Source organism: Hyphobacterium sp. CCMP332 (assembly GCA_014323545.1).
Taxonomy (GTDB): Bacteria; Bacteroidota; Bacteroidia; order Cytophagales; family CCMP332; genus CCMP332.
On the sequence record CP058647.1, the window covers coordinates 319250 to 344866 of the forward strand.

Sequence of the window (25617 nt, forward strand, 5' to 3'; positions counted from 1 at the left end):
TATAATTTGAAAGTTATAAGTATATATAAAATGCATGTCAAAGAGAACAATTGCTTTATTTTGGGATGATTCTATAAATCTATGCGGCAAAAAATTCTTTTCTATCTACTTCTGCCATTGCTGATCACTATTTCGTATTTGCCATTCCGGTTTTTATACCTGCTTTCGGATTTGCTCTGTTTTATTATTAAAGATATCATCTCCTATCGGAAATCCACGGTCATTGAAAATCTGAAAATGGCATTTCCAAAAAAAACAGAAAAGGAAATCAAAGTCATAAGTGATAAATTTTACTCCTATTTCAGCGATTTTATATTGGAGATCATTAAACTCTATTCCATCTCTGCAAAGAAACTTAAAAAGCACATCAGTTTTGAAGATAAAAGCATTTTGGAAGAACATTATAAAAAGGGCAAGTCGGTGATTCTTGTGCTAGGCCATTTAGGCAATTGGGAATGGGCAGGGCCGGGCGCCGGACTTGATTTGCCATTTGTATTTCAAGCCATTTATAAACGTCTTTTAAATCCATATTTTGACAAATTGGTCCTTAGGTTACGCTCCCGTTTGGGGCCCGAGCTTTTGGAAATGAAAAGTGCTCCCAGAAGCATGCTGATGGATAAAAACAGAATCACCTGTACGGCATTTCCAATGGATCAGCGGCCGCCGCCTGAATACGCCTATTGGACCACTTTTATGCACAGGGATGCCGGTTTTTTTATGGGGCCTGAAAAAATTGCCCGTAAAATGGGATACCCTGTGATCTATGCAAAAGTGGAGAGGGTAAAAAGAGGTTTTTATAAAATGCATGTACGGGAAATTACCGATAATGCAGGAAATATGAAAGAAGGAGAAGTTATAGAAGCTTTTGTCAGACAATTGGAAAAAGACATAGAATTATCTCCTGAACTATATCTCTGGTCGCATAAGCGATGGAAACACGATAGACCGATTGCGAGTCGTCACTCCAAGAAGGATGTGTAGCAAATGATCTTGGAGTCTCCAATGGGTAATCGAGATTCCAAGAATTCCGTACCGTAATCTTGGAATGACGAAAAAAAAGAGCGTCTCTCCAAGACGAATGCGTAGCAGTAGTTCTTGGAGTCTCCAAGATTATTATTGAGATTCCGCGCTTCGCTCTGAAATCGAAACATTTTTTAAACATCTTCAAAAGTAATCGTCATTCCAAGGCTTGTCCTTGGAATCTCCAACTTAGAATCGAGATTCCAAAAATTCCGTACCGTAATCTTGGAATGACGAAAAAAAAGAGCGTCTCTCCAAGACGAATGCGTAGCAGTAGTTCTTGGAGTCTCCATATGCCAATCGAGATTCCAAGAATTCTTAAAAGAATCTTGGAATGAAGAAATTTTTGAAGTACTAGATCACAACGAGCTCTACACAAATAATAATTCCAAAAAAATTCCCTATTCAGAACTTGAGTTTATCAAATAACCGAGATTAAGAGAGAGCGAATTATATTCTGAAAATTGATAGGCCAAAGCGATTTCAATTCTATCGGCAATTGCTATTGACGTTCCAACAGTCAGATTAACAAGATTATCTCGATTTACAATATCCACGGGGTCGGTTACCGAAAAAGCTTCCTGTACGAGTAAGTTTTCTTCAACCTTGTATTCATAGGTGCCATCAATCTTAAAATTTGATTTATTTATAGAATAAGAAGGTACAAGAAATACAGAAAACGATTTATAGGTATATGCAGTCTGTAGATTTAAATTAATCGCATTTGCCTTGAATATGATGTTTCTATTTTTACCTTCAAAAAACTCTTCGGGCACATAAGAGAATTTTGAGAAGTTATAGTTTCCGGAGACCAATAATTTTAAGGGATGCTCTTCTTCTAAAAAATACTGTGAAAACTCATGTCTCAATCCGATTCCGCATTGATAATGGTTGACGTTTAGTATTTTAAATGGTGGAAATAATCTGAGATTTAATTCAAATTTAGCCGGCAATCCCATATCGGCATTAATTGAAGCATTAGGAGTAGCATTAAAAGGGGAAGTTATACCGGAGAGCACGGGCAATCTGTTTTCGTATTTAACAGGTCCGAGTAATGTTTGCCCCTCAGTTTCATATATGATGTATTTCTCAGTTTCCCCGCCAAGAACTGTAGGGATGATGGAGTTCTCAGGATTTTCCAGTTTAAAATTTGGTGTAAAAGGCACCTCATTAAAATCAAAATCTAGTTCATTATCTGGCGTGAAGGTGGATACAGCATGCAGTCCTACCGAAAATTCAAAAGGTTTTAAAATACTAGAGCGCGATTGCCATCCCGTTCCCAATGAAATGCCATAGCCCGATACCACCGGCTCGACATATTTTTCGGAATACAGATTGATATTTGTGTAAAAATCCTGCTCTATCTGATCTTCATCAAAATCAGCAATTTGAGCTGAAAGATATGTGCTTGTCAAACTGAGAAGAATAAAAATTACATGTGATAATTTAATGAACATTTGACCTTTTTCAGAATTATATGAATAATTAAAACCAATAGCAAAAAACACTTCTATAATAAATAGAACTATTTAAATGCCCATGTAAATATCGAGATTCCAAGAATTCCAAACCGGAATCGTGGAATGGACAGCAAAGTTTATTATGATGCCAAAAAGAAGTCGTCATTCCAAGGCTTGTCCTTGGAATCTCAAACTGAGAATAGAGATTCCAAGAATTCCAAACCGGTATCTTGGAATGACGAATAAAAAGAGCGTCACTCCAAGACAAATGCGAAGCAGAAGATCTTGGAGTCTCCAAATGCCAATCGAGATCAGTAGAATTCATTTTCCAAATTTAAAAATGTCTTTATAAAGTGTCTGAAAGCCAAAATCCCATCAAACAATAATTTGAAATTCACCCAAGCTCCTAATGGCAAGATATTTGAAGATTGAATAACATGAAGAACTTAATACTTATCATTTCGATCTTTTTGCTAATTAGTCAGTCTTTATTCGCCCAAAAAGTTTACTCAGTTCAATATTCCAATCAAGCTGATCTTAAGGTTTATGTGGTTAAATATGAAAATCAGGCTGATTTAAAGGTCTACAAGGTTAAGTACTCCAATCAGGCCGATGAACATGGGCTTTGGTTTTTTACAGATTATGAAAACCAGGCGGATAAGACCATTTACTTTGTAGATTATGAAAACCAGGCCGACCTGAAAATCTATTTTGTGGATTATGAAAATCAAGCCGGCTGGCGCAACCGCTCTTTAATACATTTACTTTACTGATCGTTTATTGCAAGAAATCGATCCGCCTAAATGGGTATCGAGATCCGTAATACGCGGATTCCCAATAAACTCAATGCTGCCTCCTGTTCCCGCAATTGCTTTTATTTCATCTTTCACACTGCAGGTCATCATGCCTCCTGTGAGCGCCTTGACCTCGGCCTTTCTGGAATTTGTCCTTTCCATTTCAAGAGAAGCACCCGTATTGACATTGGCTTTGAGGTAATCCACATTACCGTTAATATGAGCCGAACTTCCTGCGCTAACCATTATGTCGAGATAGTCCAGCGATACTCCCAAATTTATATTTGATCCTGAATAGGCCGCGATATTTAGAGAATTACCATTGATATCTTCACGACATTGCAATTGTGCACCTCTTTGAACTATAATGTTGTCAAGCGTGGTATAGTAAATCACAATATCAAAATCATTGTCATTGATCAAACCCTTGTCATTGTTGATTTTCAATAAACTGCCCGTCTGATCAATCTTTATTTCAGACATGGAACAACAGATATCATAAATTTCAATACCAAGGGTGTCTGAATGAACGAGTTCAACTCTGAGATTTCCGCTGATTTTTATTTCATCGAAATAACTCAGAGCTCTTTTTTCTAAATCACGAGCAGAAGCAAAAGTGGATAATAATAAAAATGCGAATAGTGTTTTGTATTTCATAATGACCTCCAATTTTAAACAAAGACAGAAATTTATTAATATAGTTGCCGGGTCAACAAAAAAAAAAATAAAATCATGGTCAAATTAAAACTTATAACAATAGCGGTATTATCAAGCACTATTCAATTAATAGCTCAAAATACCTATGAGCTGAATGAAGAGTATTCCATTAACAAGAATGGATTGATTACATTGAATACCAATGATGCGAACATTAGCATTACAGGTTCGGAACGTGAAAATGTTCATATTGAAATATATAGAAAAGTTGAAACCGTTGGTGCCGGAAGCGATGAGGAATTTGAAATTAAGATTGAAGAAAGAAATGGCAACCTCTTCATCAGGGAATTGAGAAAATCAGAAATTAATTATTGGATAGGTTATAGAAACATCGACTATAGAATTAAACTCGAAGTTCCATCTACAGTAAAAATGGTCATTTCTGAAGATGATGGCGATTTGAGCATAAGTAATATTTCAGGTGATCTGGATATCAATTGCGAAGACGGCGATCTTGAACTGAATAATATATCGGCGAGAAAATTAAATATAGATATCGAAGATGGAGATGTTGAAATGAACAAGATATCCGGTTTTCTTTCCCTCCAATCAGAAGATGGCGACATCGAAGCAAATAACTGTTCATTTAGCAAAATTGATCTCGACACCGAGGATGGAGATGTAAATATTGAGAGCAGCCTGGCCAAAGATTCAGAATATAAATTGGAAACCGAAGACGGTGATATCAAATTTTATATTTCAGGTAGCGGTGCAAAACTGAATTTGAATTGTGAGGATGGCAACATCAGCGTTGAAGGAGATTTCAATGAACTAATAAACAAGGAAGGACAAAGACAAATTGAATTCGGCGATAAATCGGCCTTGGTCTACCTCAATACCGAAGATGGTGATATCAAAGTGTCCAGATAGGATTAAAACTGTTCATTAATGTACATTATCGGACAGTAAAGTTTTTAATTTATATTCATATTTTATTGTATATCAAAGTGTTACGTTTATTGGCACACATTTCTCATATATTGAGGCAAGGTCAATTAAAACTTAATACAATGAAAACTTTAAAATTATTTATCGCGTCAATTTTTATCCTAAGTCTGGGAATCTCTTCAACATTTGCAAGTAATAAAGTAGAAGAAATGAAAAAAGAGGAAAGCTCTTTGAAAGTGGCTTTTCTTCCGCAAAACATCGATCAGATGGTCGTAAGTTTTGAAAATAGTGGTGAAGATGTTGAATTAAGTCTTATCAATGCCAATGGTAAAAATATCCACACTGAAGCCATAAGCGGAAACGGTGTTTTCGCAAAACGATACGATCTATCGGAATTGGACAAAGGTGTTTATTCTTTTCAGGTTAGAAAGGGCGACAACAAACTCGAAAGGACAGTCGTGCTCAAATGATTTTTAACGTGTAAACTAATCAGCCCCCTGGTAAATACCCGGGGGTTTTGTTTTTATAGGGGTATTTTTAGTTTATTTGAATTCAAATAATTCATTATGCAAAAATATCTTCTATTAGTCCTTGTTTCAATAATTTTCTTAACATCCTGTCAAAAAGCAGAAGAAAAACAAGATCCTGTCAATTTGATAAATTCCGAAGGCATTCTTGAACATATCACAATGCTTGCTTCGGATGATTTTCTGGGACGTATGCCTTTTACTGAAGGCGAAACCAAAACACTCAACTATCTTGAAACCCAATTTCTAAATATGGGCTTAAAACCCGGAAATGGAGATTCTTATTTTCAGGAAGTCCCGATGGTGGAATTAAATGCCACTCTCAATGGCGAAATGGTCATCAAAGGGGAAAATGGAGAAATTGCCTTAAGTCCCGGAAGTGAATACGTCGCACTGAGCCGTCAGGTCAAAGAGCAAATTGAACTCAATGAAGCGGAATTGATCTTTGCGGGGTATGGCATTGATGCGCCCGAATACGATTGGAATGATTATGAAAGCTTGGATGTCGAAGGTAAAATTGTAATCGTCAGAGTAAATGATCCGGGTTTTGGAACAGAAGACAGTCTGTTTTTTAAAGGCAATACAATGACCTATTACGGGCGTTGGACATATAAATATGAAGAAGCCGCCAGAAAAGGTGCAGCCGGTGTTATTGTAATTCATCAAACCATTCCTGCAGGATATCCCTGGGGTGTAGTTGAAGGGGGCTGGTCAGGGCCTCAGTTAAATCTTGAAAATGAAGAGGGCAATATGGACCGCTGTCCGGTAGAAGGCTGGATTTCCTTTGATAGCTTTAAGAAGATAGTAGAATTATCAGGCAAAGAATTATCTATGCTTGACGAAGCAAAAAAACCAGGATTTAAGGCAATCCCATTGGGCGTAAATGCAAGTCTGGGATTTAAAAACAGCATTAAAGATCGAGGTTCAAAAAATGTTATAGCCACCTATCCAGGTACTGAAAAAGCAGATGAACATATTATTTTGACCGCACATTGGGATCATCTTGGAATTGGCAAAGTTGTAAGCGGTGATTCCATTTATAACGGCGCTGTAGATAATGCTTCGGGCACTGCCTGTTTGCTGGAAATAGCAAAAGCATTTAGCGTAGGAAAAATTGAAACCAGGCGCTCAGTGACATTTTTGGCAGTGACGGCGGAAGAACAGGGATTATTGGGATCGGCCTGGTATTCAGCCAATCCGGTAATAGAACCAAATAAAACCATTGCCAATATTAATATGGATGCGCTTAATCCTAATGGCCCCATGAGCGATTTAACAGTAGTGGGCTCGGGTCAATCCGAGTTGGAAGATTTGGCCTTGCCTTTTGTGGAAGCGCAGGGAAGATACATGGCTCCGGATCACGAACCGGGTAAAGGATACTTTTTTCGTTCAGACCATTTTAATTTTGCCAAAATTGGTGTGCCTGCCTTTTATGCCAAAGGAGGTTATGACCATATGGAAAAAGGAGCAGAATATGCTGAGGAAGCAAGAATGGACTATTTAACCAATCAATATCATAAGCCACAGGATGAAGTGGATACCTCCAGTATTGATCTGCGTGGAATGGTGCAAGATGCACAACTATTTTTTATGATGACCAAAAAACTAGCACAAGAAGACATTTATCCCGAGTGGAAAGAAGGAAGTGAGTTTAAGGCAATAAGGGAAGAAAGTTTAAATAATTAGCAAGTAAAAATGAGAAATGAGCAATTTTGTTTTTTACTCATGCCTTACTTTTAATGTTTTGGTAATTGCTACAAGAAATTTAATCAATTCACTAACATTTAGATTTTGTCTACCGTAGTCCTCCAAAGTGATGTAATCAGTTCTGTGTAAGAGCTCAAGCCAATATCTTGTTTCATGAGCTTCTTTTAATGAAATCATAATTTATGACTGAAGTCCCTTTTACTTTCAGCAAATTCTGATTCATAAATCAATGCACCAATAGCAGTGCCGGATCTAACCAATTGCCTAGTCAGATCAAATTCCTGTTCCTTTTTTCGAATTGATTTTACCAAATTCACAATTTGTATTGCAAAATCTAAACTTTTATCCTTGACTATATTTTGCCTTTTCATATATTTTTAAGGTTAAAATAAGTGGTGTATTGAGAATTCAAGTTCAGAAATAAATAAGCGCATAATTTTTGAACACCATGGCACAATTTCAATTCGTAAATCATTTATAATTGCTCATTTTTAATTGCTCATTTTTAATTTTTAATTAGTTAAGAATCCTCCATCCACCGGAATCAAAGCCCCACTGACATAAGATGATTTTTCTGAAGCTAGAAAGGCAATTACATTAGCTACTTCTTGCGGTTCACCTACCCTACCCAAGGGCGTTTTTTCTTCAATGCTTTTGAGTTTTTTGGGATCCTCTAAAACCGATTTAACCAAAGCTGTATTGATATACCAGGGCAAAATTGCATTGACCCTGATATTGTATTGGCCCCATTCCATGGCAAGAAATTCAGTCATTTGATTCATCGCTGCTTTAGTCATGGCATAAACCAAGGTAGAAGTTTTAAAACTTCTTTTGCTTGCCACCGAACTCACGTTGATAACACTTCCACCCCCACTATTCTTTATCATTGGAAACAATACCCTTGATAAATTATAGGCGCTTTTAATATTTACATTCATAAGGCGATTAAAATCCTCATCATCATAAGCCAGAGTTTCTTTTCGAATATTGCTGCCGACATTATTGATCAAAACATCTATTATGGGAAATCTAGTGCTGATTAATGACTTGAACTTCTCTATTTCTTCTTTTTGGGAAACATCTATACAAAAAGGAATTAATCGATCTGTTTGCTGAATCGCCGAGGTATCTCTGGCAATGGCTATTACTTTGGCGCCTTCCTCCAAAAATAATTCTGTACATGCTTTGCCAATGCCCTTGCTCGCCCCGCTTACTACAATGATCTTATCATTTAATTTTAAATCCATTATTAAAAATAATTTTTTATACCTGCATTTCGCAATGCAAAAAATGAATTTCACATATAAATATTCTGTTTACAAATTGATTGACTGTTATTAATTCAGTTCATTTTGTAATTACGCGCATGCTTAGGAATTACTTCAAAATTGCCCTTCGGTATTTTATCAAGGAAAGAGTTTACGCTATTTTAAATATTTTAGGACTCTCGATTGGTTTGAGTGTTGGATTTGTCTCTTTTCTTTATTTACGCCATGAACTCTCTTATGACCGATTCCACGAAAAATCAGATCAGATTTATCGCATACATCAAAAATTTAATGATGGCGGCACTACAGCGCGCTGCTCTTATCCCATTGGGCCAACATTGGTAGATGAGTATTCGCAAATCACCAATCAGGTGCGCTTTATGACCGGAGAAATCCGACTTCGCGTTGGTGAGGGCCAATTCATAGAACAGTTTTTGATCGCGGACTCCACCTTCCTTGATATATTCGATGTGGAATGGGTCGGGCCTGAGAACCGATCAGCACTTAAAGAGGTCAATGATGTCCTGATTACAGACAAACTCGCGGAACGTTTTTTTGGTAATGAAGACCCAATTGGCAAGATCATTCGAATCGATGCGGTGGATAATGCACCCGTCGTAGTTAGGGGAATCATTAAGGAATATCCATCTTATTCCCATATGAAGTTTGGCATTTTGGGAAATATGAAACTGGCCGAATTTATTTCCAATTTTGAAAATGAATGGAATAACCCTGTCGTCTGGACCTATGTCACTATTCCAAACAAGGAATCGGCACAGGAATTCATTGACAATCGTCTTGAATCTTTTGTTGCTAAGTTTTTCCCACCTGATATAGGAAAAGGCGCCTGGTTGCCGGTAGTACCGCTTACAAGCATTCACCTCGAATCCCACGATTACATCGAATTAAGCAGTAATTCTAGTTATGAATATCTCTATGGTATTTTCGGAATTGGCATGCTGATACTCATCCTCGCTGCTGTTAATTACATGAATCTGACTTCAGCAAGAGCTTTGAATCGACTTAAGGAAATAGGCATGCGCAAAGTGGTCGGCGCCAGAAGACTCGATATTATCTATCAATTCCTTTTTGAAGCTTTGTTGATTGCCATTGCGGCAATGATCATATCCATTGTTCTGATCTATTTCTACGTGCAGGGAATTAATAGCTTTGCTTATATCGACCTGCAATTCCGGCCACTTGAAAATTTTATGCCGGTTCTGGAATTGATGGCCTTTACTTTATTTGTGACTCTTTTTTCAGGGATTTATCCTGCTGTCCTCTTATCCTCATTCCCTATAGTTTCCATTATTAAGGGAGAATTTCACGGACAGATCAAGAATACCTGGGTGCGGCGCATCATGGTTACCTTCCAGTTTGCTATTGTGGCTCTGTTCCTTCTCAGCATTTTTACAATCAACCGGCAGATAAATTTTGTACTCGACAAGGAATTAGGCTATGATAAAACACGTGTTGCCTCATTCCGCTACAGCGATAAAATGTTCGAGAATGAAACCGGTGTCAAAGCTTTTATAGCTAACCTGGAATCGCACCCAAATATTGAGTCCGTTTCAAAATGTTGGGGGCTTCCCGGTGGTGTTTATACCGGCTATAATCACATGAAAATCAATTACGAAGGTCAGCCAAAGGATGAAATGATGGGTATCGGTGCAATGCACGGTGATTCCAAATACATGGCTACGGTCGGGCTTGAGTTGGTTGAAGGAAGAAATCTGGATGATCTGAGACAATCAGACAGCACATCGGTTCTGGTTAATGAAACCCTGGTCAGGCAATTCGGTTGGGAAGGTGATGCAATTGGGAAGGAAATCAATTACCTGGGGAACAGAAAAACCAAAGTTATTGGCGTGGTTAAAGATTTTCACTTTGAATCATTACATACACCAATCAAGCCTATGTCGATTCGATTGACTGATGACTATTTCAATTTTGCCGTAAAAGTTGGACCGGATGAATTGAGTAAGACACTTGATTTCATTAGGGAAGAATGGATGAAATACGGCGATGAATGGCCATTGGAAATTGTATTGATGGAAGAAGGGTTAAGGATGCAGTATGAAGCAGAGGAGAAAATTCTTCAGGTGTTCCAGTGGATGACGCTAATAGCTGTCGTACTGGCTGTTATTGGACTATTAAGTCAGGTCTCCTTTACGGCGGAAAAGAAAGTAAAGGAAATCGGAATCAGGAAAGTATTAGGTGCTACGCTCGGTCAATTATTCATGATTCTGAGTAAAGAAACACTGATCGAAATTCTGATTGCAGCCATGATTGCATTTCCGCTTGGATTTCTCCTACTAAGTCGGTGGCTCAGCGACTTCGCTTACCGCATCGATATGGAATGGTACATGTTTCTTATCACATTGGTATCGGTCGTGCTTGTTACTGCCTTGAGTATCAGTTATACAGTTGTAAGAGCAGCTCTAAGCAATCCTGTCGACTCTTTGCGCAGTGAATAAAAAATATGCATGCATTGTTGGGAAATAATTAATGCAAATTGTATTTAGTTGATTGTAAATTAATGATGGTTGTTGGTTTATCCCAAGGAGCTTATGTGAATGCAGATTATTTATAATTCAAACTACAGTCCTCATCGCTCAATTCTAATTCAATTGTAAAATGTGAGAAATTATAGGGTTTCAAGATTTCTCTTATCTTCTTTTTCACTTCAGCCATTTCATTGAATTCATGAATGTCCTTAAGCATAACATGAGTGGTGATAACATGACTCTCTCCTTCCAATGACCAGATGTGTGTATGATGAAGGGACTTGACTTTTTCCAAGGATGTTATTTTATGTATGATCTCATCCGCATTAATTTCCTTTGGTGTTCCCTGGAGAAATATGAGAAACGTTTGGCGTAGACGTTTTACCACATTAATCAAAACAAAAAGCGTGATTAAAATGGAAAGAGCCGGATCGAGATAGGGAATGTATTTAAAATTCAACACTATGGCGACGATCAAGACGGCGGTCCAGCCCAAAACATCTTCAATTAAATGCCAGCTAACCACCTTCTCATTAAGCGACTTGCCATGACTTAACTTCCATGCTGCATAGCCATTTACCGCTACACCGATTATAGCCAGAATGACCATTCCCTGAGCATTCGCTTCTTGTGGTTCAAAAAAACGGGCTATTGCTTCATTGATTATAAAAATTGAGCCCGCAATAAGTATCACACTATTGATTAGCGCACCAAGCAGGGAAAAACGGGAATAGCCAAATGTAAAAAATCGATCCGCTTCACTTTTAGATTTCTTTTGTAAATACCAGGAAATACCCAATGAAAAACTATCGCCAAGGTCATGAAGAGCATCAGAAAGAATAGAAACACTGTTCACATAAAATCCACCGACCAATTCCAAAATGGTAAAAAGCTAAATTCAGGAAAAAGCTACTTTGAGATTTTTATTGTCGTGATCGTGTGAATGATGTTGGCTCAAAACGATTTTTAAATTATCATTGGTTATTTAACCAATTCAATGCACTGTCCATATTCGTAAACATTTTAAACCTTGGATTTGCCCTGTTTTTAACAATAGTTTCAACAAATTCTGCCCTTTCCTTTGAATATATCGAGGGGTTGTAAATGATCGCAATAATATCATCAAATTGAAAACCTAAAGTTTCTTTCATGCTCTCCATATCTGAAAATGCCTGTAACAAAGTTTGACCTTCTGGATTATTTCTTATATCGAATATAAATCGATGGCAATTGTTTTTTCTGGCAATCTCTATCGCTTTTTTCGATGCAGCCAAATTCGTGGCTGATTCTACTTTGCCTTCGGCACGGGTTATCACCAGTTTGTTTTGGCCGTCAAAACAGGACTCAATTTTCATTTCTAAACTAAAATCTTAAACTTCGATAAGGGTACGATTGGTTCAGGGAGATCCTTTTCATCAATCATTTGTAAAATGTCAATTTCTATTCCTCTTGCCATGGATGTAATCGGAACATCATTATAGGAACCTTCAAATGGATTTTCGCTGTAATCGCCTATTACTTCCATCACCCAAAATACCCAGGAAGCAAGTGTTGAAAAAACCACTGTCAACCAAACCATTTCAACGGAGCCCATTTCTGCAAAAATTTTCAAAAGGCTAAATGGCAAAAGGGTTATAAATATCATTACAAAGAAAAAATTTGCTGTGGTGTATTGTCTTGGGAAAGGGAAGTTCTTGATTCTTTCGGATTGTCCTTGCTCCGTATACATCTGAGTAATTAAGTTTTGCATTTCCATATGTCGAAAATCATCAATCAGGCCATTTTCTCTTAAATTTTTCAATTCAGTCGACTGAAGACTCAATATGTGTGATGCTTTGTTCTTTTTATCTTTTAATTTTTTCAAGTCTTCTTCATTCAAATAGGCTTCTGCTTCCTCCATCACTTTTTTGGTATCATGCAAACCGATGGATTCCCGAAAACCCTGGTCTTTTTTACTCTTATGCTCCCAGTCTTTTACTTCACGAAGCTGGGATGTTAAGGCATAAAGCCATGCAATGTGTCTTTTAACCATTCTTTTACGGATGTCGATTAATTCATTTTCCGGAAAAGGGTGGGCGGTAAATTCGTTGGTGATGAAATCGCGGATCATAACTGTAAATGACCTTGAAGTGTTTACCATACTCCCCCATATTTTTCTCGCTTCCCATAAGCGGTCATAAGAAGAGTTGTTTTTAAATCCCAGGTAAAATGCAACCGCAATGCCTATCAATGATACCGGTTGCCATGGAATGGCCAGCCAGGTAAAATCGAAGAAATAATAAAGCGATACAGGAACGCATGCCCAGATTATAAAAATGATTATGCTGTCGATCTGCCAAAGCAGCGTTTGCCATAAGGAATATCTTTTACCTGCTTGCATAATATTTAATTTATCATCACAAATACCGGAGCTTGTTGGTATTTGTATTCATTGTCGGATAATAATTGCAATTCTTTTGTCTCCCAGTCCATCAATCCAATGTTAAATTGAGTACCCTCATTATCAAACATTTCTATGGCCAAATATTTGCCATCAGGACTCCAGTCGTGCCATCCAATTGACTTATCACTTGTAATTAGCTCCTTTGGTTCACCGCCCTCGACAGACACAGAAAATAGTCGATATTTTCCATTTTGAAAAGATTGAAAGGATATAAATTCTCCATTTGGATGCCATTTTGGTGGGCCCGTCTTGTATGCATACCAGGGGGCAGTTGTGTCTGATTCGGGGTAAGAGGTCAATCTTTTTAAATTATTTCCATTATCATCAAGAGTATAAATGGCCTCGTCAAAACCCGGAATTTTCTTTGATGTTGTTTTTCCGGCCCTGAATGCAATCTGTGAACCATCCGGAGAAAAAGCCGGGTCGCTGAAATAAGGAAAATCAGGTTTAATTTTTCGGATCAGTTCTCCTTCGGAGTTTATAATATAGAAAGCCGTATCAATGCTCCATCTTGGCGAAACAATTATTTCGGAACAGTTATTTCTTGCTGACATCCAACTGTCTCTTAAGGAAATAGCGCTTATTTGCTTTTTATCAGAGCCATCAGCATTCATGCTATATAAAAAATAGGTTCTGTGGCTTGTGTCTTTATCGCTGATGAAATAAACCTTTGATGCACAACACATATAGGTCCATTCTACCCCTGGTAAATTTGTAATGTTCATTTTATCACTACCGTCTATTTCCATCGAAATTATTTCATAATTATCATCATTGATAGAATCAGGAGCATGGACATTGTAAACAATCTTAAAGGATGGCTTTTCCTCCTCAATGGTTCCATTTTTAGGATTATCAGTGCAGGCAATTAGAAGACTTATAACGATTGTTATAAGGAAATTAAAAAATAGATTCAATTTTAATACTATTGAGATTGACTAAAAATTAAGATGACGCATAAACATTGTTCAATTTGCTATGGAATTTAATAATATTTTTTTAGCCTTGTTTCTAATTCATATAAATGTGCTGATTTTATATGATCTTTACTCTGAAATTTAATATGAAAACGATTCTAATTCAATTCGCATTTTTCTGGTTGTTACTCTTTCCAAATTTGGTCTTAGCCCAGGTGGATAGCATTAATAATCGACAGAGTGATAGTCTGTTGTTTGAAAGACAGGCCAAAACTAATTTATTATTGAGTTCTGCAGATTCATTGCGAATAAATGACAGTATTGAACAAGCGGCTTTACTAGAAGCTCTTAGTCAGGTACGTCAAAGAGATCTTAAAAAAAAGGCCGAGTTACAGGCAAAACTTGATTCATTAAAAATTGAGCAATCAGCTAGAGAAGAAAGAATTAAGGAACAAGTAGATTCTTTAAAATCCAATACACCTGGCATTCCTGTTATAATTTTCAACGATACCGTATTTTATATTTTTTCCAAACTGGGTCCTTTTAAACCAAGTGACAGGGCAGCAAGTATTCAGCAGAAAATTGAATTTTTGGTCGATGAACAAATCTATGATCCTGATAAAATAAGAGTATTTAAAGGAGAAGAAAGCAACGATGTATTTCACGATGAAATGATCCTACTTTCTGTAACGGACAGAGATGCTTTCTGGCTCAATATGAGTAGAAATTCTGCTGCAGAACTGCACGTATTAGAAATAAAGGAATCCATTGAAGCCTATAAAAAAAGAACAAGCCTATTACAAATACTCAAGCGAATTGGACTACTGATTCTAGTAATCATAGGTTTTGTGCTCGGAATCCGCTATTTGAATAAGGGTTTTAATTGGTTGAATATTTGGATTCTGAGAAAAAGCGATACTTATCTCAACGGCATCAAGATCAGAAACTATGAACTCCTTTCCCAGGACCGACAGAAGCAGGTAGCCATATTTATCCTCAATGTGATAAAATGGATTGTTATCGTCTTTCTTATTTACCTTGCCCTGCCAATTCTTTTTTCAATATTTCCTACAACAAAAGGAATAGCTGTTACTCTTATCGGATATGTAATCAATCCGCTAAAGGAAATTGTGATTGCATTGGTGGAATACATACCCGAATTAATAACCATAGCTGTAATATCTTTTGTATTTCACAATCTTGTTAGACTGTTGCATTTTCTTGCGTCTGAAATTGAAAGCGGTAAACTTATCATTCCTGGTTTTTATGCCGATTGGGCCAAATCCACATTCAATATTCTTAGGATAATAATTTATGCCTTTGCATTTATTGTTATATTCCCATATCTGCCGGGAAGTGATTCACCGGTATTCCAAGGTGTTAGTGTATTTCTTGGTGTGCTTTTCTCCTTAGGCTCTTCTTCTGCAATAGGCAATATTATCGCAGGTCTTGTAATTACCTATATGCGTGCTTTCAAAATAGGCGACCGTGTGAAAATTGGCGAAACAACCGGTGACGTCATTGAAAAATCCATGCTGGTCACAAGGTTGAGAACCATTAAAAATGAAGAAGTGACCATTCCCAATTCGGCTATTCTCAATGGAAGCACAATTAATTTCAGTACAAGTGCTGAGCGAATGGGACTAATTCTAAATACCGGAGTGACCATAGGCTATGATGTGCCATGGCGTCAGGTGCATGAATTACTCATTAATGCTGCATTAAAAACAACAGGCATAGAAAAAGAACCTATTCCCTTTGTTTTTCAAACTAGCCTTGATGATTTCTATGTGAGCTATCAAATAAACTCTTATACACATTATCCCGGTGCAAGCGCCAAAATTTACTCTGAATTGCACAGTCATATTCAGGATGGTTTCAAGGAAGCGGGAATTGAAATATTGTCACCGCATTATCGGGCTGCAAGGGATGGAAATGCGATCACAATTCCACCTGATTACACAAACAAACCAATAAAAGACAATACGGAAGACAAAAAACAGGAATAAGAAGCTATGTACTGGCCTGTTCTTGTTTTTTTCTCCCTTTTCATTTTAATCACAATTGATGCCTATTTCAGAGCCGAAAGAATCAGTATTGGGCTTGCTAAGCGATTTAAAATCGTTCTTAGGCTGGTTATTTTGATTGCTTTCAATCTGATTCTTTTCTCAATTATGGCATTGAACCGGACTTATGATATAATCATCGCTTTCAATGTATTTCTTTTTCTTAGCTGGATGATTTTTTACAATGGAATGAGCAATGTCTTCGAAGGGCATCACTGGTTTTATCCTCATTTGAACAATGAAATTGAACGTAAAATTTATAAGGGTTCAGGAGTAAGGGCAATTGTAAAACAAAGCTTTTTCCATCTACTTAAATGGACTTTGCTAATCGCTTCTTTTCTTTATCTTTTTAAATAATCCCTCCTTGCATTTTCCAGGTTAAATAATAGAAACTATTTGATGATTGGGTTATATACCAATTAATTTTTTGTCACTGAAAACAAGTTAATCATATATATGTTTTTCTATTATTAAGTGAAAATAAATCAAAATAAATATCAGTTTATCATAGCGGGAGCCGGCTTGGGTGGTTTGAGTTTTATCCATCATTTGCTGAGAACCAGCAATTTCAATGGTAAAATTCTCATTCTTGATTCTGACTTAAAAAGACAAAACGACAGAACCTGGAGTTTCTGGTCGACAAATAAGCCCGAATATCATAGTGTCGGTGAAAAATCATGGCATCAACTCGGTTTTGCCACTGATGATTATATACGTTTTGATACAATTGAGCCTTACCGATATTACAGTATTAAAGGCCTTGATTTTTATAATGAAGTCTTTTCTGAAATCAGTCAAAATCCCGGAATAGAATTTAAACGCGAAACAATTTGCATGGTCGATCGAGAAGTTGATCAATGTATTGTAAAAACCGAAAATGAAACCTATTACTCAGAATACCTTATAGATAGCATTAGCAGACCTCAAATTCCAAAAAGTAAATACTTTTTAAACTTTCAACATTTTACAGGTTGGTTTATCGAAAGTGAAACCGAAGCATTCGACCCTTCAAAACCAATTTTAATGGATTTCAGAGTTAAGCAAGAAGGTGCCGCCGGTTTTATTTACTTATTGCCTTTTTCAAAAACAAAAGCCCTGGTTGAATACACACAGTTTAGTCCTCATAAAAATTATTCAGAAAAAAAATTCAGAAACGAATTGCAGAATTACATCAGCATTGTATTAGCAATTAAGAATTATAAAATTGAACAGGAAGAAATTGGCAGTATTCCCATGTCAGATTTTCCATTTGACCCCAAACCTGATTCGAGAATATACAGGTTGGGAACTTCTGGAGGAGACACCAAAGGTTCAACCGGCTACACCTTTAACTTTGTGCAAGAGCACGTCAAGGGAATATTAAAGGAATTATCAGGTCTGGGTTCATTTAGAAGGGACAATTTAAGACACAAATTTTATGATAAATTATTATTAAAAATTATCAGTGAGGAACCGGAAAAAGTCAAGGAAATTATGTCTTCACTTTTTAAAGACCAACCAATGAATCGAATCCTGAAATTTCTTGATGAAGACACCAATTTGCTTGAGGAAGGGCTGATATTCAGGAAATTACCCTGGCATCCATTTATAAAGGCTCTATTATTTAATAAAAATAATGCGATTTCTATATAAAATTATTGTACTTTTTCTGGGAATCATTATCTACCGCATTTTCCCTGAATTCGACTTATACCTTGCCTTTGCCCTCATATTCATTTTTGGCATACCACATGGAGCCACAGATCATATTTTGCATAATCTGATCGACGAAAATAAGATGAACCCTAAACCCAAACCCACATTTCTAATGTACTATTTGGGGATAATATTATCATATGCCGTTTTATGGTATTTTTTTCCCGGCTTCTCGCTATTTGTCTTTATTGTAATATCAGCTTTTCACTTTGGAGAGACCCAACTGCACCGGTTAGAGAGTAATAATTGGATTAAAATCTTAAATTATATTTTCTGGGGCTCAAGTCTGTTGCTTCTCATTTTTGAACCTCACTTATCAGAAGTTCAAACCATAATTTCCCCGCACCTACTTGATGTCGGGAGCATGAATTGGGTTATTTCAAATTATTATTATTTGCTTTACGGATTTCTTATTGGAAGTTTTGTTTTTCTAATAAGTGAAGGTATAAAAACCCTTTTGGTGCAATTAACAGAGCTAATAATACTTTACCTAATTGCTAATTTCACTTCCCTGATATTGGCTTTTGCCCTGTTTTTTGCCTTTTGGCATAGTCGTGATGCCACTTATGATCAAATCACAAAAATTCGGAAATATGCAATTAATTTCAACTTTAAAGAATGGTTGAAACTAGCTTCCCCATACTCTCTCATTAGTATTCTTGGTATTGTCTTGATAATCGTATTTTCTCTTTACATAGATTTAAAAATACCAACAATTACTTTGTTTTTCGTTTTAGTAGCACTGATTACTTTACCGCATGTTTTTGTAATGTCTGTTTTTTACAGAAAAACAAAGTAATCTAAAATCATTTTTATCTGAATTTACCAGTAAATAAATAAGCCTTTGATGTTTGGTCAAATGCTTGGTTCTCTTGACAGGGTGCCGTGATGGACTTACTTCGATCCCGAGGCTCTTGAAAATTCCGAAAGCCAAGCCTGAACTCAATTATATTTTGAAAATGATTTGATTGAAACTAAGTCAGGCTTGCCCGACGGAGCTCGCAGCTAAGTGAAAATTAATTCTTTTAACAGTTAATTTAAAAAATATGCCCGCCTTCGCTCTTCGAGCTTCGGCGGGCGTAGTCGGGATGCCGGGATTTGAACCCGGGGCCCCACGCCCCCCAGACGTGTACTCTAACCGGACTGAGCTACATCCCGCAGTACAAAATGCACTTCTTTCACTCTTTAACCGGATGTAGCGAAGTGCTTGTCCCGAAGTGAAGCGCTAAGCGATTCTACTTAGGAAGCTACATCCCGCAGTACAAAATGCACTTCTTTCACTCTTTAACCGGATGTAGCGAAGTGCTTGTCCCGAAGTGAAGCGCTAAGCGATTCTACTTAGGGAAGCTACATCCCGCAGTACAAAATGCACTTCTTTCACTCTTTAACCGGATGTAGCGAAGTGCTTGTCCCGAAGTGAAGCGCTAAGCGATTCTACTTAGGGAAGCTACATCCCGCAGTACAAATTGCACTTCTTTCACTCTTTAACTGGATGTAGCGAAGTGCTTGTCCCGAAGTGAAGCGCTAAGCGATTCTACTTAGGGAAGCTACATCCCGCAGTACAAATTGCACTTCTTTCACTCTTTAACCGGATGTAGCGAAGTGCTTGTCCCGAAGTGAAGCGCTAAGCGATTCTACTTAGGGAAGCTACATCCCGATTTCTTTTGGCCTTCCCGGAAGTGTGATCCTGAAAGGAATTCAACTTTCGGGGAGGGCAAAAATAGAAATGCTTGTATTATAAAGAAACGGAATCTCAATTTTTCCGTATTTTAAATTTTAAAACAAATCCATACCATGAAAAATTTTAAAACACTTCTAATTCTTATCTCCTTCATAACAATTACAATAGCATGCAGCGAAGATGAAGATGTTCCAAACCAACAAGAAGATACATCGGCTTCTGAAGATTATAGCCTGGCCGATAATTTATTTGAAAATGTATCCGACGTTGCAGATCAGGCAGAACAAGAAAATGAAGAATATCTGGAAGGTGGTAAGTCCGGCTCCTATCTGGGAACTTGTGTGACCATTACTCTGGATTCAGCGCTTGGTTCAGGAAGTAATAAGTTAACAATAGACTTTGATAAATCCGGTTGTACAGGAAGAGATGGAAGGGTTCGAAAAGGTAAAGTTTTTGTAGAATGGTCCGGTCAATACCGCGATTCGGGAACAGTGATCCTAACCACTTTTGAAGACTACTATGTCGATGATCACCAATTATTGGGAAATAGAACTGTTACCAATGGTGGAAAAAATGAAAATAATCAGACATTTTTTACCATTGATGTAGAAGGTAAAGTTATTAAACCCAATGGCGGTGAAGTGGAGTATGTTTCTAACAGGGTTAGAACCTGGACTGCGGGCGAATCAACTCAAGGTCCACTTTTAGGTTGGATTGATGATGAATACGAAATTACGGGAACTGCAAGCGGAACAAGCTCCACCGGGAGAGATTACGAAGTGGAAATAACCAAAGCCCTTGAGATTAATTTATTGTGCAGATGGATTACGGCCGGTACTTTTGAATTAAGACCCGATGGACTGGCTGTAAGGGTATTTGATTTTGGCAATGGAAACTGCGATCCGAATGCAACTTTAACCGTAAATAACATAACAATTAATTTTGTGATGCCATAAATCATTTTTTTAAGCATTTTTGGAGGAAAGCAAGTCCAATGAATAAGATTTTTAAATTCGGAGGTGCTTTCCTCCTTTTTTTTGTCCTGTTTTATTTTGCAGGCCCGAAACCTGAAAGCCCCAAGCTCGATCCCAAACTCAAAGAACTTCAGGTTCCTATCAAAGACATCGAATCTTACGTTAATAAACACGAAGCAGAAAATAATCATATGAAGGCAGGCAATGAGGCCAAAATAATATGGGCAAAAGAAGCAGGTCGAAAAACAAAATATTCAATTCTTTATTTGCACGGCTTTTCTGCAAGTCAGCAGGAAGGAGACCCCATTCACAGAAAGTTTGCAAGGAGATATGGTGCTAACCTGTTTTTAGCAAGACTACATAGACATGGATTAAAAGCAGAACATGCTTTAAAAGGATTGACGGTAGAAAACTATATTGAATCAGCAAAAAAAGCGGTCAATATTGCCAGAGCGCTTGGCGATTCAGTCATTATTATGTCAACTTCTACAGGAAGCAGCCTTGCCCTTTATCTGGCAGCACATAATCCGGAAATTAAAGGTTTGATCTGCTACTCTCCTAATATCAGAGTCAATGATCCCAGTGCATTTTTATTAAATAATCCCTGGGGAGAACAAATTGCAAAAATGATTTTGGGGAGCGACACTTATCACTGGAAGGGCAATGATAGCATTCAAGCTTATTGGAGTACCACCTACCCGGTAAAAGCCTTGGTCACTATGCAACACCTTCTTGAAAATACAATGACATCAGAGGTTTTTAAACAAGTAAAGCAACCTGTATTTATGGGCTATTATTATAAATCCCAAAAAGAACAGGATAATGTGGTGAGCGTGGATGCCGCACTCAGGATGTTTGATGAGCTGGGATCTGCTAAAGAAAACAAAGTAAAAATTCCATTTCCTTTGGCAGGACATCATGTCATTGCATCCAGGCATCAATCCAAAGACTTAAAATCAATTGAAAAGGAAACTTATAAATTTGCTGAAAGTATTTTGGGATTAACTCCGCAATATGAATATTAATTCAATTGTCATTGTGTTCTTATTACTTTTAATAAACCTGGAGAAGTCCTATTCAATTATTATTCAGGAAGAAGATACAGCATCAAATATTGTCACTTATCACGATGACCTGAATTTGAAATTCATTTTAAATACTAAGTACAATGATTTCATAATTGATAATGAAATTCTTCCGGGAAGGATTCATTGGAAAACCAATGATAACAATAACATTGGAATTGGCGGCAATTATAAATGGTTTGGATTAAACCTCTTATTCAACATACCGGCATTAAATAACGACGATGAAATATATGGGAATACAACAAGTTTTAATTTGATTGGGAATATATACACTAAAAAAATAGGCCTGGATTTATTTCTACAAAGCACCAGAGGTTTTTATTTGGAAAGTCCCGAGACCTGGAATCCGGGCTGGACACCGGAACAAATTTATCCCCATAATTCAGGACTTAATTTTGAGAGTCTTGGGGCCAATTTTCTTTATGTCTATGATGCTGATAAATACTCTCTTAGATCTAATTTTATTTTAAATGAAAGACAATTGGAAAGTGCGGGTTCAGCCATACTCGGTTCCTATTTTAATATTTTTTCACTGAGCACAGATACTTCATTTATCCCCTTTGCGCCGGATACAGCCGCAGAATATGCCCTCGATATTCGGGAAGCCAATTATGCCAATTTAGGTGCATTTATTGGTTACTCACATACTTTTATCATTGAGGATTATTTCTTCATTTCTCTTACCGGAGCTTTAGGTGTAGCAATCCAGGGGTCCAATATCACCACAGATAATGAGTTGTATAACAATGAGGATCAGCAAAATATTAATGGAAAATTTCACCTGCGCGCTGCTTTGGGCTATTCCAATGACATTTTCTTCAGTTCCTTATCCTTAATTGCCGATAATAACAGATTGGGGCAAAGCTTGAATTACAATTTTGGATATGCGCGACTGACTTTCGGCTACAGAATTAAACTAAAAAAGAAGGCCTGATTAAAAACCAGGCCTTCTGTAAACCAAATGCTAATACTATACTACGAAACTTTCATTCTGTTGGATGAAAACTACAATGCAAATGTTTAAATAGTCACTTTTTAAAACAATGATCCAAATCACTATTAATTAGGACATTTAACAATATTTTCTCATATAGGTCTTTCTGCAATTCATAGAGTACTCTCTTTCTTTTTATTTTATCTTTGCGGCTCGAAATGAAAATCTCAGCCTCAGTATATTCCAGTAAAGAAAGATCAATAAAGGCCCTTGTACAGGAGCTTGATGAATGTCACATTGATTTGCTTCATATCGATTGCAATGATGACCCCAAAGTTTTTGATGATATAAGGGAAATACGAAAATTCAGCAATACGCCCATTGATATTCACATTATTTCTGACCAACCCGAAAAGTATTACGGCGAACTTGAATCACTGGAATTGGAATACGTCACCTTTCAATTTGAAAACCTTTCTAAAAAATTAACCTTTCCCAAAACTAATAAAACCAGATATGGCCTTGCCATTATTTCGGATACGCCGGTAGAAGTTTTTGATGATTATAAAGATGAATGTGATTTTATCTTAATCATGACCACCACTCCCGGTCAAAGCGGTGGGAAGTTCAGAAAAGATAATTTTAAGAAAATAAGGAAATTCAGAAATACATTTCCCGGGAAAGAAATACATGTCGACGGCGGCGTAAATCACGAAGTGGCCTTCATTTTAAGAATTTTAGGTGTTCATTCGGTAGTTTCCGGCTCTTATCTTGTCAATCATAAGTCCATAGGAACGGCTTTGCTTCATTTGAAATCATCTATCGTACATTCTGATTATAAATTGAAAGATTTTATGATAGATCGGGAAGATGCACCAGTGCTTAATGAAAACAGAATGAAGGTGCGGGATATCATTCAAAGTATTGATCAGCACAAACTTGGCTTTACAATTATTGAAAATAACGAGGAAAAGCTGATTGGATTATCCAGTAATGCAGATGTCAGACGCGGACTCTTAAAACATATTGATAATTTTAATGCACTTCAAGCAGAAGATATTGTTAATTTTGCACCCGTAACAATAAATGAAGATTCCTCTACTTCTGAATTATTAAATTTGATTAATCAAAACAATTTTCTCATTTCTTTTTTACCTGTAGTAGACTCCGATAATAAATTAAAAGGAGCAGTTACATTTATAAATTTAATTCGTAGCGAATCATGATAATTCATCTCAAACCAGGGATCGACGAAAAAATTGCCAATAAATTGGCGCAACAGACATCGTCAATAATATTTAAGAATCATAAAAGTTTTGTACTTGTAAGTTCATCCAAAACCAAGGTGATTCCTCCTATATTGGAGGAAGCAGCGGATAAATTCTTCGTTTTGGAGTCCGATATACAACTGGCAAGCAGGGACTATCAGAATGAACTGAGAGAAGTAGATATTAACGGTGTAATAATTGGTGGAAAAACCAATAATACACTGATGATTACAGGACCTTGCTCAATTGAAAGCTGGGAACAAATAAAGCAAAGTGCAGAATTATTAAAAAAACATAATATCACCACGCTCAGAGCGGGTTGTTATAAACCAAGGACTTCTCCTTATTCATTTCAGGGATTGGGACTGGAAGGTTTAAAAATGTTGGCTAAAATCAGAGAAGAATACGGATTCAATATCATTACTGAAGTAAGAGATGCCTCTCACATTGAGGAGGTAATTGAATATGCGGATATAATTCAGATTGGTGCAAAAGCCATGTACGATCAGGGTATATTAAAACGATGTGGAACCGCAAATAAACCCGTGTTACTTAAAAGAGGTTTTGGCTCTACAATACAGGAATTTGTACAAGCAGCTGAATTCATACTTTCCGGAGGAAATGAAAACGTCATGCTCTGTGAAAGAGGAATACGAACCTTTGAAACGAAAACGCGATTTACACTGGATCTTTGCGGTGTTTCTTATCTTAAAGAAAATGTCAATTTACCGGTAATACTGGATACAAGTCACGCGATGGGTTATAGCTATGGTGTGCCCGATCTTACAAGAGCTTGTATGGCTATGGGAGTAGACGGACTTCTTATTGAAAGCCATCCAAATCCAAAAGTGGCTAAGTCAGACGCGGCTCAACAACTGAATTTTGATGAGTTTGAGGCCCTTTACAAGACTTTGGATCCTATTGGAAAAGCTGTAGGAAGAAACCTAATCTAATGCGAGAAAAACTTGAAAAAATAAAGATGATCATCCTGGATGTAGATGGAACTATGACTGACGGTGGTGTTTATATAGGGGAAGATGGAAGTCAAATGAAAAAGTTTAATGCCCGCGATGGCATTGCTATTCAGCAAATGATAAAAGATGGTTTAAAAGTTGGTATAATTAGTCATAGCAAAAGCTCAGGAATGGTCATGACCAGGGCTAATATGCTGGGAATTGAGTTTTGTTATGTGGGAGAAGAACCCAAAGAAGTTGTTTTGCAACGTTGGTTGGAAGATCTTGGTTTAAAAGAAGAAAACGTCTGTTTTATCGGTGATGATATCAATGATCTGACGATTATGAAAAATTGTGGACTTGCTGTGTGCCCGGCAGATGCAGACGAAGCCATAGCTGACATTAGCCATTATCAGCTATCCAAAAATGGAGGTGATGCCTGCATTAGAGAGTTTTATCAGCATTTGTTAAGACCTACTTTGAAGGATTGATTTAGGAGAAATCAATTCACTTTCTCTAATAATTTTCCTTCTCTTATTCTCCAATTCTTCAGTAAAGAATTCCTGAATCTTTTGCTTAACTGATTTACCTCTGCTTCCCAATTTCGATATATTAGATTCCTCGGGCATTGCTTTCGTTTTTTATCATCATTATAATGAAAACAAGGTATTTTAATATTAATACTTAAAGAATAAGAAAAGTCAACAGAA

22 protein-coding genes, 1 tRNA gene and 2 pseudogenes are annotated in these 25617 nt (G+C 36.9%); 16 read left to right on the forward strand and 9 right to left on the reverse strand.

Annotation, left to right across the window (positions count from 1 at the left end; genetic code table 11):
* Positions 1–81 precede the first annotated feature (81 nt).
* Complete coding sequence (locus HZR84_01390; GenBank protein ID QNL20656.1) at positions 82–981, forward strand: lysophospholipid acyltransferase family protein; 900 nt, start codon at positions 82–84, stop codon at positions 979–981.
* Positions 982–1421: 440 nt separating this feature from the next.
* Here the strand turns inward: HZR84_01390 and HZR84_01395 are convergent, their stop codons facing one another.
* A complete protein-coding gene (locus HZR84_01395; protein ID QNL20657.1) occupies positions 1422–2477 on the reverse strand; it encodes a hypothetical protein in 1056 nt (351 codons plus the stop codon).
* Positions 2478–2917: 440 nt separating this feature from the next.
* Here HZR84_01395 and HZR84_01400 point away from each other — a divergent pair, with 440 nt between their 5' ends.
* Positions 2918–3253, forward strand: a complete 336-nt coding sequence (locus HZR84_01400) for a hypothetical protein (protein QNL20658.1) — start codon at positions 2918–2920, stop codon at positions 3251–3253.
* Here HZR84_01400 and HZR84_01405 read toward each other — a convergent pair.
* Positions 3242–3931 (reverse strand): DUF2807 domain-containing protein, encoded by a 690-nt coding sequence (locus tag HZR84_01405; GenBank protein ID QNL20659.1) that lies wholly within the window; start codon positions 3929–3931, stop codon positions 3242–3244. The genes HZR84_01400 and HZR84_01405 overlap by 12 nt on opposite strands.
* Before the next feature lie 75 nt (positions 3932–4006).
* On the opposite strand from HZR84_01405, the gene HZR84_01410 reads away from it, so the two are divergent.
* From HZR84_01410 to HZR84_01420, 3 genes are all read left to right on the forward strand, one after another.
* Positions 4007–4861 carry a DUF4097 family beta strand repeat protein gene (locus HZR84_01410; GenBank protein ID QNL20660.1) on the forward strand — a complete coding sequence of 285 codons (855 nt, stop codon included), beginning with the start codon at positions 4007–4009 and terminating at the stop codon, positions 4859–4861.
* Positions 4862–5001: 140 nt separating this feature from the next.
* Complete coding sequence (locus HZR84_01415) at positions 5002–5349, forward strand: T9SS type A sorting domain-containing protein (protein ID QNL20661.1); 348 nt, start codon at positions 5002–5004, stop codon at positions 5347–5349.
* 96 nt (positions 5350–5445) lie between these two features.
* Positions 5446–7092, forward strand: coding sequence for a M28 family peptidase (locus tag HZR84_01420; GenBank protein QNL20662.1), 1647 nt, complete (start codon positions 5446–5448; stop codon positions 7090–7092).
* Between the two features lie 33 nt (positions 7093–7125).
* Here the strand turns inward: HZR84_01420 and HZR84_01425 are convergent.
* Positions 7126–7484, reverse strand: a pseudogene (locus HZR84_01425) (four helix bundle protein).
* 141 nt (positions 7485–7625) lie between these two features.
* The gene (locus HZR84_01430) at positions 7626–8360 is read right to left on the reverse strand and encodes an SDR family oxidoreductase (protein QNL20663.1); all 735 of its coding nucleotides are present in this window, start codon (positions 8358–8360) and stop codon (positions 7626–7628) included.
* 119 nt (positions 8361–8479) lie between these two features.
* Here HZR84_01430 and HZR84_01435 point away from each other — a divergent pair, with 119 nt between their 5' ends.
* Complete coding sequence (locus tag HZR84_01435) at positions 8480–10858, forward strand: ABC transporter permease (protein ID QNL20664.1); 2379 nt, start codon at positions 8480–8482, stop codon at positions 10856–10858.
* A 106-nt stretch (positions 10859–10964) separates the two neighbouring features.
* Here the strand turns inward: HZR84_01435 and HZR84_01440 are convergent.
* The 4 genes and pseudogenes from HZR84_01440 to HZR84_01455 form a co-directional block, all read right to left on the reverse strand.
* Positions 10965–11846 (reverse strand): annotated as a pseudogene (locus HZR84_01440) (cation transporter).
* A 16-nt stretch (positions 11847–11862) separates the two neighbouring features.
* The gene (locus HZR84_01445) at positions 11863–12243 is read right to left on the reverse strand and encodes a hypothetical protein (protein ID QNL20665.1); all 381 of its coding nucleotides are present in this window, start codon (positions 12241–12243) and stop codon (positions 11863–11865) included.
* A 2-nt stretch (positions 12244–12245) separates the two neighbouring features.
* The gene (locus tag HZR84_01450) at positions 12246–13268 is read right to left on the reverse strand and encodes a hypothetical protein (GenBank protein ID QNL20666.1); all 1023 of its coding nucleotides are present in this window, start codon (positions 13266–13268) and stop codon (positions 12246–12248) included.
* Between the two features lie 5 nt (positions 13269–13273).
* Complete coding sequence (locus tag HZR84_01455) at positions 13274–14248, reverse strand: PD40 domain-containing protein (protein QNL20667.1); 975 nt, start codon at positions 14246–14248, stop codon at positions 13274–13276.
* A gap of 146 nt (positions 14249–14394) precedes the next feature.
* On the opposite strand from HZR84_01455, the gene HZR84_01460 reads away from it, so the two are divergent.
* The 4 genes from HZR84_01460 (at position 14395) to HZR84_01475 (ending at position 18808) form a co-directional block, all read left to right on the forward strand.
* The gene (locus HZR84_01460; GenBank protein ID QNL20668.1) at positions 14395–16257 is read left to right on the forward strand and encodes a mechanosensitive ion channel; all 1863 of its coding nucleotides are present in this window, start codon (positions 14395–14397) and stop codon (positions 16255–16257) included.
* Positions 16258–16263: 6 nt separating this feature from the next.
* Positions 16264–16671, forward strand: coding sequence for a hypothetical protein (locus HZR84_01465; protein QNL20669.1), 408 nt, complete (start codon positions 16264–16266; stop codon positions 16669–16671).
* A 117-nt stretch (positions 16672–16788) separates the two neighbouring features.
* A complete protein-coding gene (locus tag HZR84_01470) occupies positions 16789–17946 on the forward strand; it encodes a hypothetical protein (GenBank protein QNL20670.1) in 1158 nt (385 codons plus the stop codon).
* Positions 17930–18808 carry a Brp/Blh family beta-carotene 15,15'-dioxygenase gene (locus tag HZR84_01475; protein ID QNL20671.1) on the forward strand — a complete coding sequence of 293 codons (879 nt, stop codon included), beginning with the start codon at positions 17930–17932 and terminating at the stop codon, positions 18806–18808. The genes HZR84_01470 and HZR84_01475 overlap by 17 nt, the downstream gene beginning before the upstream one ends.
* A 284-nt stretch (positions 18809–19092) precedes the next feature.
* Here the strand turns inward: HZR84_01475 and HZR84_01480 are convergent.
* A tRNA-Pro gene (locus HZR84_01480) sits at positions 19093–19167 on the reverse strand.
* A gap of 636 nt (positions 19168–19803) precedes the next feature.
* Here HZR84_01480 and HZR84_01485 point away from each other — a divergent pair.
* The 6 genes from HZR84_01485 (at position 19804) to HZR84_01510 (ending at position 25398) form a co-directional block, all read left to right on the forward strand.
* Entirely contained in the window at positions 19804–20646 is an 843-nt protein-coding gene (locus HZR84_01485; protein QNL20672.1) for a hypothetical protein, read from the forward strand.
* A 38-nt stretch (positions 20647–20684) separates the two neighbouring features.
* A complete protein-coding gene (locus HZR84_01490; protein ID QNL20673.1) occupies positions 20685–21689 on the forward strand; it encodes an alpha/beta hydrolase in 1005 nt (334 codons plus the stop codon).
* Positions 21679–22686: a DUF4421 family protein gene (locus tag HZR84_01495; GenBank protein QNL20674.1), complete on the forward strand. Its 1008-nt coding sequence runs from the start codon at positions 21679–21681 to the stop codon at positions 22684–22686. Before HZR84_01490 ends, HZR84_01495 begins: the two co-directional genes overlap by 11 nt.
* Before the next feature lie 218 nt (positions 22687–22904).
* A complete protein-coding gene (locus HZR84_01500) occupies positions 22905–23912 on the forward strand; it encodes a CBS domain-containing protein (GenBank protein QNL20675.1) in 1008 nt (335 codons plus the stop codon).
* A complete protein-coding gene (locus tag HZR84_01505) occupies positions 23909–24907 on the forward strand; it encodes a bifunctional 3-deoxy-7-phosphoheptulonate synthase/chorismate mutase (GenBank protein QNL20676.1) in 999 nt (332 codons plus the stop codon). The genes HZR84_01500 and HZR84_01505 overlap by 4 nt, the downstream gene beginning before the upstream one ends.
* Positions 24907–25398: an HAD-IIIA family hydrolase gene (locus tag HZR84_01510; protein QNL20677.1), complete on the forward strand. Its 492-nt coding sequence runs from the start codon at positions 24907–24909 to the stop codon at positions 25396–25398. Before HZR84_01505 ends, HZR84_01510 begins: the two co-directional genes overlap by 1 nt.
* Positions 25399–25617 lie beyond the last annotated feature (219 nt).

What these genes read in the sequence shown, in the direction of transcription:
- HZR84_01390 (QNL20656.1), top strand. Translation starts at nt 82, where the DNA reads ATGCGGCAAAAAATTCTTTTCTATCTACTTCTGCCATTGCTGATCACT.
- HZR84_01395 (QNL20657.1), bottom strand. Translation starts at nt 2,477, where the DNA reads ATGTTCATTAAATTATCACATGTAATTTTTATTCTTCTCAGTTTGACA.
- HZR84_01400 (QNL20658.1), top strand. Translation starts at nt 2,918, where the DNA reads ATGAAGAACTTAATACTTATCATTTCGATCTTTTTGCTAATTAGTCAG.
- HZR84_01405 (QNL20659.1), bottom strand. Translation starts at nt 3,931, where the DNA reads ATGAAATACAAAACACTATTCGCATTTTTATTATTATCCACTTTTGCT.
- HZR84_01410 (QNL20660.1), top strand. Translation starts at nt 4,007, where the DNA reads ATGGTCAAATTAAAACTTATAACAATAGCGGTATTATCAAGCACTATT.
- HZR84_01415 (QNL20661.1), top strand. Translation starts at nt 5,002, where the DNA reads ATGAAAACTTTAAAATTATTTATCGCGTCAATTTTTATCCTAAGTCTG.
- HZR84_01420 (QNL20662.1), top strand. Translation starts at nt 5,446, where the DNA reads ATGCAAAAATATCTTCTATTAGTCCTTGTTTCAATAATTTTCTTAACA.
- HZR84_01430 (QNL20663.1), bottom strand. Translation starts at nt 8,360, where the DNA reads ATGGATTTAAAATTAAATGATAAGATCATTGTAGTAAGCGGGGCGAGC.
- HZR84_01435 (QNL20664.1), top strand. Translation starts at nt 8,480, where the DNA reads ATGCTTAGGAATTACTTCAAAATTGCCCTTCGGTATTTTATCAAGGAA.
- HZR84_01445 (QNL20665.1), bottom strand. Translation starts at nt 12,243, where the DNA reads ATGAAAATTGAGTCCTGTTTTGACGGCCAAAACAAACTGGTGATAACC.
- HZR84_01450 (QNL20666.1), bottom strand. Translation starts at nt 13,268, where the DNA reads ATGCAAGCAGGTAAAAGATATTCCTTATGGCAAACGCTGCTTTGGCAG.
- HZR84_01460 (QNL20668.1), top strand. Translation starts at nt 14,395, where the DNA reads ATGAAAACGATTCTAATTCAATTCGCATTTTTCTGGTTGTTACTCTTT.
- HZR84_01465 (QNL20669.1), top strand. Translation starts at nt 16,264, where the DNA reads ATGTACTGGCCTGTTCTTGTTTTTTTCTCCCTTTTCATTTTAATCACA.
- HZR84_01475 (QNL20671.1), top strand. Translation starts at nt 17,930, where the DNA reads ATGCGATTTCTATATAAAATTATTGTACTTTTTCTGGGAATCATTATC.
- HZR84_01485 (QNL20672.1), top strand. Translation starts at nt 19,804, where the DNA reads ATGAAAAATTTTAAAACACTTCTAATTCTTATCTCCTTCATAACAATT.
- HZR84_01490 (QNL20673.1), top strand. Translation starts at nt 20,685, where the DNA reads ATGAATAAGATTTTTAAATTCGGAGGTGCTTTCCTCCTTTTTTTTGTC.
- HZR84_01495 (QNL20674.1), top strand. Translation starts at nt 21,679, where the DNA reads ATGAATATTAATTCAATTGTCATTGTGTTCTTATTACTTTTAATAAAC.
- HZR84_01500 (QNL20675.1), top strand. Translation starts at nt 22,905, where the DNA reads ATGAAAATCTCAGCCTCAGTATATTCCAGTAAAGAAAGATCAATAAAG.
- HZR84_01505 (QNL20676.1), top strand. Translation starts at nt 23,909, where the DNA reads ATGATAATTCATCTCAAACCAGGGATCGACGAAAAAATTGCCAATAAA.
- HZR84_01510 (QNL20677.1), top strand. Translation starts at nt 24,907, where the DNA reads ATGCGAGAAAAACTTGAAAAAATAAAGATGATCATCCTGGATGTAGAT.